The organism is Sandarakinorhabdus sp., assembly GCF_031422795.1.
Taxonomy (GTDB): domain Bacteria; phylum Pseudomonadota; class Alphaproteobacteria; order Sphingomonadales; family Sphingomonadaceae; genus Sandarakinorhabdus.
Window position 1 is genome coordinate 1 of sequence record NZ_JANPML010000326.1, and the last position, 8250, is coordinate 8250.

General features: G+C 62.4%; 8 protein-coding genes. 5 read left to right on the top strand and 3 right to left on the bottom strand.

The genetic code is table 11. The features are described 5' to 3' along the window. The first annotated feature begins 255 nt into the window (after positions 1-255). From RMO81_RS11795 to RMO81_RS11805, 3 genes are all read left to right on the top strand, one after another. On the top strand, positions 256-1389 hold the full coding sequence (locus RMO81_RS11795; RefSeq protein WP_310476087.1) for a fatty acid desaturase: 1134 nt from the start codon (positions 256-258) through the stop codon (positions 1387-1389). Positions 1390-1489: 100 nt separating this feature from the next. After that, on the top strand, positions 1490-2413 hold the full coding sequence (locus tag RMO81_RS11800; protein ID WP_310476080.1) for an MBL fold metallo-hydrolase: 924 nt from the start codon (positions 1490-1492) through the stop codon (positions 2411-2413). A 280-nt stretch (positions 2414-2693) separates the two neighbouring features. Continuing rightward, the gene (locus RMO81_RS11805) at positions 2694-2975 is read left to right on the top strand and encodes a hypothetical protein (RefSeq protein WP_310476081.1); all 282 of its coding nucleotides are present in this window, start codon (positions 2694-2696) and stop codon (positions 2973-2975) included. Between the two features lie 22 nt (positions 2976-2997). Here the strand turns inward: RMO81_RS11805 and RMO81_RS11810 are convergent, their stop codons facing one another. Further along, positions 2998-3780: a queuosine precursor transporter gene (locus RMO81_RS11810; protein ID WP_310476082.1), complete on the bottom strand. Its 783-nt coding sequence runs from the start codon at positions 3778-3780 to the stop codon at positions 2998-3000. Between the two features lie 95 nt (positions 3781-3875). Between RMO81_RS11810 and RMO81_RS11815 the strand changes: the two genes are divergently transcribed. After that, positions 3876-5144 carry a DNA polymerase thumb domain-containing protein gene (locus RMO81_RS11815; protein WP_310476083.1) on the top strand — a complete coding sequence of 423 codons (1269 nt, stop codon included), beginning with the start codon at positions 3876-3878 and terminating at the stop codon, positions 5142-5144. Positions 5145-5460: 316 nt separating this feature from the next. Then, positions 5461-6510 carry an NF038122 family metalloprotease gene (locus RMO81_RS11820; RefSeq protein ID WP_310476084.1) on the top strand — a complete coding sequence of 350 codons (1050 nt, stop codon included), beginning with the start codon at positions 5461-5463 and terminating at the stop codon, positions 6508-6510. Positions 6511-6591: 81 nt separating this feature from the next. On the opposite strand, the gene RMO81_RS11825 is transcribed toward RMO81_RS11820, so the two are convergent. After that, a complete protein-coding gene (locus RMO81_RS11825) occupies positions 6592-7923 on the bottom strand; it encodes an NAD(P)/FAD-dependent oxidoreductase (RefSeq protein WP_310476085.1) in 1332 nt (443 codons plus the stop codon). 64 nt (positions 7924-7987) lie between these two features. After that, positions 7988-8250, bottom strand: a 263-nt coding sequence (locus RMO81_RS11830) for an alpha/beta hydrolase (protein WP_310476086.1), incomplete at its 5' end; no start/stop codon positions are given.

The window sequence follows — 8250 nt, forward strand, 5'->3', positions numbered from 1 at the left end:
GTCAGGCTGCGATTGGGGGCTGCGATGGGCCCGCAAAACGGACGTTCGGGCGACCGGGCCATAAGCCCCAAAGCAGACATGGGCTCGATCCTGACAGGCCCGGCTTCAATAGGTCCTGACCCGAGGTTAGGCGTGCATAAATGACCATTTTTTGCCCATCTTATGGGTAGTTTTCTGCGCCACATCTCGATTGTAATCTTTGCGCCCTGATATAAAACCGCAGTGTCGGAAGCTTTTGGATAAAAAGTGGAAATCATGGATTTTGCGAACACCGAGATGCCAAATCAAGGACCTGTTCCTGCCACTGGTCTCCCCACATTGGTGCCGCACAAGCTGGTTTCGCAGCTCAAGCCGTTTTCCCGGCCTCACACCGTCCGCAGCATCTGGGAACTGGCGATCACGCTTGTCCCGTTTTTCGGTGTCGTGTCAGCCATGCTGGCCGCCATCAGCGCAGGCTATCTGATCGCCCTTGTGCTTGCGCCGCTGGCGGGGTTGCTGTTGCTGCGCATCTTCATCATCCAGCATGATTGCGGGCATGACGCGTTTCTTTCCAAACGCTCCGGCAATGATTGGATTGGCCGCGCGCTGGGCGTGTTGACCTTTACGCCGTATGATTACTGGCGGCGCTCGCACACGCTGCATCATGCCAGCACCGGCAATCTCGATGCCCGCGGCTATGGCGATATCGATACGCTGACGGTGAGGGAGTTTCAGTCCCGCAGCAGGCTTGGACGACTGGGCTATCGGCTCTACCGCCACCCGGCGGTGCTGCTGGGCATTGGCCCTGCCTATTTGTTTTTGCTGCGGCACCGCTTGCCGATCGGGTTAATGCGGGCCGGGGTGAAATATTGGGTCAGCACTATCGCCACCAATCTGGCGATAGCCGCCATGATGGGCGGGCTGATACTCCTGGTTGGATGGGGCACGACCCTGTTGGTCGTGATCCCCACCCTGCTGATCGCGGCATCGACCGGGGTCTACCTCTTCTACATCCAGCATCAGTTCGAAACGGCGCATTGGGACAAGGCTACGGCCTGGTCGTTCCACGATGCCGCCTTGTACGGCAGCACCCATCTCGACTTGCCGCAACCGCTGCGCTGGTTCACCGGCAATATCGGCGTACATCACGTCCACCATCTCGCCAGTCGTATCCCGTTCTATCGCCTGCAAGAGGTGCTCAACGCCTATCCCGACCTGCGTCATCTCAACCGCTTCACCTTCGCGCAGATGATCCGGCCGCTGGCACTCACCTTGTGGGACGAAGATCGCCGCCGGCTGGTCTCCTTTCGCGAGGCGGCGGCAGTCGCAGAGCGCTCGCGTCAGGTCAGCTTTACCGTGTATCGTGCCCCGGATCGGACAGTCGGTTCCCGGCCAAATAGCCGACAATGAAACAAACAGGTGCAGGGACGAACCCCTGCCCGCCGGAGGCGCACTAATTTCTTGCCTCCCTTTACTCCCTCCCCCACCCTTCCAACGGGGAGGCAGCACAATGCACACACGCCGACAATTGATCGCCATGGCCGGCGCCGCCGCCCTGGTGCCGCGACGTCTCGCCGCGCAGTCCCTGCCCGATCAGCTTGTGCTGCTCGGCACCGGCGGTGGGCCGACTCCGAAGGCGCTCAGGGCTGCGCCGAGCATAGCGCTGATGATTGGTGGGCAACTCCATATCATCGATGCTGGCAACGGCGTGGCGCGGCAGGCGGCGTTGGCGGGGTTGCCGCTCAAGAGCCTCGCGCATGTGTGGATCAGCCATTTGCACAGCGATCATGTGGCCGATGTTTTCACGCTGCCGTGGCTGGCGTGGAGCGGGGCGTTGACGACGCCGGTGACGGTGCATGGGCCGCAGGGCATGGCGGCGATGGCGAAGCATTGGCTGCGCTTTGCCAGGGTGGATATCGAAACGCGGATTGCTGATGAGGGCCGACCCGATCTGCGCAAGATGCTGTCGGTTTCCGAAGTGCGGCCGGGCGGGTTGCTGAACGCCGGCGGCTTGCAGGTGACGGCAGCACGCGTGGAGCATCCGCCGCTGACAGACAGTTTTGCCTATCGCTTCGATTGGGCCGGCAAGTCGGTGGTGTATTCCGGGGACACACGGCCCTGCCCGGCGCTGATCGCGCTGGCGAAGGGCGCCGATGTGCTGGTGCAGGAAGTGATGTATCTGCCGGCGCTGGATCGCCTGATTGCTGGCGAATCCAACGCGCCCAGCCTGCGCGCTCATCTGCTGGCCAGCCACACGACTGCGGAACAGGCCGGTGAGATTGCGGCGGCTGCGGGGGTGAAGACGCTTGTACTCAGCCATTTCGTGCCGGGCGGTGATGCCAGCGTGGAGGATGCACTGTGGCGCGATTCGGCGGCGCGGGCCTTTTCAGGGTCGATCATCGTTGGCCGCGATCTGATGCGCATCGCGCTGTAGCAGCGCATTTGGGGGCACGACCCGCCACAACGCTGAAAATCACATCCGATTCAGAGGCATAACGCTGGCAAGTGCGTCCATCGCGGCGCGACCGCCTGCAGCAGATTTTGGAATTATCTCTATATTACAAAGAGATCGCCTTTCCTCGTTCTGGCGCGCCGTTTGAATATCCATCAAAAATTAACTCTAAAGTTATTTTTTCGATTGAATGGGGGCCAGGCAGACTGTACAGATCGGGCTCGCAGCCCCTCGAACGAGGCACTGCGGGGGAGACTGCATCATGCCCATTCAGGCTTTTCATGGCGAAACCTTGCCCGGTTCGGCACTGGCCCGTAACGGCGCCATGCTGCCGGCCATGCCGCAGCTGCACACCAACCTGCTCTTGACCGGGCTGAGCCGCATCGGCCTCGCCCTTGTCAGCCTGCCGATCTGGCTGGCGATGCTGGCGTTTGCCGCTGTCATGCTGGTGGTGATGCTGGTCACCGAGCCGCTGTTGATGGCCGTGGATGCAGTCCGCCCGGGCCAACCGGTCCGCCGCTGGCGTACGCGCGTCCTGCGCTAAAGACCCAATTCTGATTGCTGCGCTACACCCGCGTTTTGAACGGGGTGAAATCCGTGCCGGCGTCGAACACGTCCAAGCCTTCAACCGCCTTGAACCACGCCACCACCCGGTAGGTGACCGGCGTGAGCAGCGCTTCCCAAACGATCTTGAGCGTATAGTTGGTAGCCATCACGCTGAACACCAGCGCCGGTTCCCAGATGCCCCAGAAGGCCAGAGGGTAGAAAATCAGGCTGTCCACACCCTGCCCCACCACGGTTGAACCGATCGTGCGCGTCCACAGCATGCGGCCGCCGGTGAGCATTTTCATCCGCGCCAGCACGAAGGCATTGGCCATTTCGCCAGCCCAGAAGGCAAGGATCGACGCCAGAAAAATGCGCGGAACTTGGCCGAACACCTCGACCAACGCGGCCTGGCCCTTCCAGCTGGGATCAGGCGGCAATGACACCACGACAAAGCTCATGGTGGCAGCAAAGATCGAGGCGGCAAAACCCACCCACACCACGCGCCTGGCCCGGGCATAGCCATAGACTTCGGTGAGCACGTCGCCCAGCACGTAGGACAGCGGGAAGAACAGGATGCCGGCGCCGAAGGTGACCGTGCCCCAGATCGGCACATCGATCTGCGCTGGCTTGCTGGCGCCAATCAGGTTGGAGCAGATCAGGATGACGGCAAAGGCCGCCATGCAGAAATCATAATAACGCAACTGGCGGCCGGCGAGCGCTTCGGCCGCGACAGCGCGCACACCGGGCGGTTCATGGGCGGCAGCTTGGGCCAGAACGTCTTGGGTTTCGCGATCGGTCGACATGCGTCGTACCATACAGGCTGCGCTGGCTGGCGGAAGGTGCCGGATGACGCAGCAATTTTGTTCCGTATTTGTTCCGTTTGTGCTAACTGATGGTCATGGCTGATTCGTTGCCTCTGCGCTGGCTCTATCTGGACCTCAACAGCTATTTCGCCAGCGTTGAACAGCAGTTGAATCCGGCGCTGCGGGGCCGGCCCGTGGTGGTGGCGCCAGTGATGACCGACAGCACCAGTGCGATTGCGGCAAGCTATGAAGCCAAGGCTTATGGCATCCGCACAGGCACCAAGATCTGGCAGGCGAAAGCCATGTGCCGTGATCTGGTGGTGGTTACGGGCCGCCACGATGAATATGTGCGCTTTCACCATCAGGTGATCGCCGAAGTGAACCGGCATGTGCCGGTCACCAAAGTCTGCTCCATCCACGAAGTGGCATGCCACCTGATGGACAACGAGAACAGTCCGGCCTCGGTCACCGCCCTCGCAGCGGCGATCAAGGCCGGGCTGGCCGCCAATGTGGGGACAAGCCTCACCGCCTCCATTGGCGTCGCTTCCAACCAGTTGCTGGCCAAGATGGCAGCCGACATGATGAAACCCGACGGGCTGACCATCCTGACCGATGATGTGCGCCGCGCCCGATTGGAGACGCTGAAGCTGTCAGACATCCCTGGCGTTGGCCGGCAGATGGAAAAGCGGCTGGCAGCCGCCGGGCTGGTGACGATGGCGCAGTTGTTTGCCATCAGCCCGGCCCAGGCCCGGATGGCGTGGGGCAGCGTATGGGGCGAACGGCTGCACCGACAGTTGCATGGGCACGAAGTTGCCGATGTTGAAACGCAGCAGCACAGCATCGGCCACAGCCATGTGCTGGGCCCTGAAAAACGGCCGTTGCCGGTGGCGCGTCTGGTGGCGCGGCGGCTGGTGATGAAGGCCGGCACACGCCTGCGCCGTGCCGAAAGCCGCGCTGGCTGGCTGGGTTTGATGGTGAAGGGCGAAGCGCGCGGCACGAAGTGGAAGGCCGGCGAGAAACTGCCGCAGGTGATGGATTCGATCAGTCTGGTTGAAGCGATGGAGCGGCTGTGGACGCGCATGGAAGCCGAGTTTCCGCACCGCCGGCTGCTGCAAGTGGGGGTGATGTTGGCCGACCTCACTTCGGCCCATGCGGCGCAGGCCGATCTTTTCGACGATGAAGCCTTGCTTTGCGCCCGCACCGACAGCCGCCGGCTGGCGCTAAGCCAGGCAATGGACCGAATGAACCAACGCTTTGGCCGAGATGCGGTGACGCTGGGCCACCATGAACAGGGCGCCACGCGGTCACGCGGGCCGGCGATTGCCTTTACGCGCATCCCCGAACTGGCCGAATTTCGTGAATAGGGCTCGGGTGGGAACCGGGACGCTGGCCAATCGTTAACGCATTGGCAACTTTTTGTTTTGACTTCGATCAACGCGTTGGTAGGAATCGCGAACGTGTAATTGCGTGATTCTTTTTGGGGGTACCATGTCTTATCGTCACTTTGCGTTCGCAGCGCTCGCTGCGGCTTTGCCTGTCTCCGCGTTCGCGCAGGCTCACCAACACACGCTGAATTGCGGTCACCAGTTCACGGAACATCAGGGCACACTGGAAATTGCAAGCGGGCTCGCAGCGGCTGCGGCCAGCCAGTCCTTGGCCAGCCAGTCCTCGGCGCCGAAGATGACGTTTATCCTGAACGATCTGGGCGGTGTTGGTGCTGGCACCCAGGCTCGCGCTGGTTTTGAGATGGCCGCGAATATGTGGTCGAAAGTGCTGAAGGACCCGATCGCCATTCGCCTCGATGTGCGGTTCGCCGCTCTGGCCCCCAACGTCCTGGGTTCCACCGGGTCGACAACCAATACCGTGAACTATGATGGTCTGCGCAGCCTGCTGGCCTCCGATGCTTCCTCCACTTGGGATGCCAAGGCTGTTGGCGCGCTGCAGACCGGGCCACTGTCGTTCGTGAGCAACGAACCGCCGACGGCAGGCCCCATCGATGCGCGCTTGCGCTTCCTCGACAACAACAACAGCTTCGACAACAACAACATCAACATCAACACCGCACAGGTGAAGGCGCTTGGCCTGAACCCGGTTTATAACCTCGGCTCCAATCCGCTTGGCCGCGACGGGTCGGTATCGTTCAGCACGCTGTTCAACTGGGATTTCGATCCGACCGACGGCATCACGCCGGGCACCATCGATTTCGTGGGCGTTGCCGCGCACGAAATCGGCCACGCGCTGGGCTTCCGGTCGGGCGTTGATCTGGCCGATCAGAATGCCTTGCCGAACCGGGCTGCGCCCAATGGCGCCCGCGGGCTGAACAATATCGGCTGGGGCACGGTGAACGATCTGCAGCGTTATGGCAGCTTCGATGGTCAGTCGGCGCTCGACTGGTCGATCGGCGGCACCCCGTGCTTCTCGGTCAATGCCGGCAAGACCTGCCTGGCGCCGCTGTCAACCGGCGCGTTCAATGGCGATGGCCGTCAGGCCAGCCACTGGAAGGATGATATCATCCTGGGCACCCTGCCGCTGGGCATCATGGACCCGACGGCGACCGGCCCGGGCGGCACGCGCCCGTTCATGCAGATCTCGCGCTTCGATCTGATCGCGTTTGATACCATGGGCTATGATCTGGGTGTGCCGGAACCGTCGACCTGGGCGATGCTGATCGCCGGCTTTGGCCTCACTGGCGCTGCCATGCGCCGCCGCCGCCGCGTGATCGCGGCCTGAACCAACGCGAACCATCAGGCGCGGCCCTCGGCAACGGTGGCCGCGCCTTTTGCATTTTGGGGATGCCGTGAACGACAGCCGCTAGTGCAGCTTCAGCTTCGGTCGCACCACCTGGTTCACATGACCCATCAGGATCAGGAACAGGCCCTTAAGCCAGCCGTGGATGGCGATCAGGTGCATGCGGTAGAGCGAGGTGTAGACGAAACGCGCCAGCCGACCTTCGATCGCCATCTTGCCGCCCACCAGATTGCCCATCAGGCTGCCCACGGTGGAATAGCGCGCCAGGTTCACCAGCGAGCCGTTATCGGCATAGACAAACGGGCGCGGCGGTTTGCCGGCGATCAGCGCCTTGATGTTGCGGAAGGTGGAATCGGCCATCTGGTGCGCGGCCTGCGCGCGCGGCGGCACCGGGCGGTCTTGCCCAGGCGGTGTGTAGCTGGCGCAATCGCCGATGGCGAAGATGCTATCGTCGCGCGTGGTCTGCAACGTGTCTTTCACCAGCAACTGGTTGCCCCGGGTGGTTTCCAGCCCGCCAATGCCATTGAGGAACTCGGCGCCCTTCACCCCGGCCGCCCAGACCTTCAGATCGGCAGGAATGGCGGGGCCATCCTTGACCATGATGGCATCAGCGGTGGCGGCCACCACCTGCGTTCCGGCCAGCACCTTGACGCCCAGATTTTCCAGTTCCGAATGGGCTGCGGCTGCCAGTTTTTCGGGAAGTTGCGGCAGGATGCGCGGCCCGGCTTCGAGCAGCGACACCTGCAGGCGCTTTCCATCGAACACTTCAAGGCCATAGAAGCCCAGCGCATCGGCGGCGGAATAAAGCTCTGCGGCCAGTTCCACGCCGGTCGCGCCGCCGCCCACGATCACCACTTTCACCGTGGCATCGCTGGCCGGATCGGCCACCATCTGGCGCGACACGCGCAGGCACTGGTTGAGCAATTTGCGGCGGAAACGATCGGCATCGATGCGGCTTTCCAGCGCCAGGCAATGATCCTTCACGCCGGTGATGCCGAAATCGTTGGAAACGCTGCCCACCGCGATGACCAGATAATCATAGCGGATGCGGTGGCGGCCGATCACTTCGCTGCCATCTTCATCGGTGATCGGCGCGATGACGATCTGCTTGGCCTCACGGTCGACGGCTTCGAGCGCGCCATCGAAGTAGCGATAGCCCCAGCGATAGGCGTGGCCGCGATAGCCGACCTCATCCAGATTGGCGTCTAGGCTGCCGGCGGCGACTTCGTGCAGCAGCGGCTTCCAGATGTGGGTGGGGTTGCGATCGACCAGGATGATGTCGAAATCGGCGCGCGGGAAATGCGCGCCCAGCTTCGTCACCAACTCAAGCCCGCCGGCACCGCCGCCAACGACTACGATCTGTGTCTTTTTCCCGTCTGCGCGCGTGCGTGGCATGGCCGCCCTTTAGGTTGTGCTGCACTGCGTCATAGCGGGGCGGGGCGGTTAGCGGAAGATGGCGTTACGGAACGATTGGCTCCTTTACCAGGAAACTCTCCACACGGCTCAAAAAGGCCGCTTCTCCGGCACCGGCTGTGGGCGAATGGTCGCCGTTGGGGACGATCCACAAGGCGGACCCGGGGATCGACTGATACAGGCTGACCGGAATTGCGACCGGGAAGAACGGATCGCGATCACCATGCACGATCAACGTGCGGGCCTTGATTTTCGCCAGGCCAGCAGGCTGAAAATTCATGTCATCCTGGCTGAAGCCCAGAGCGCGGA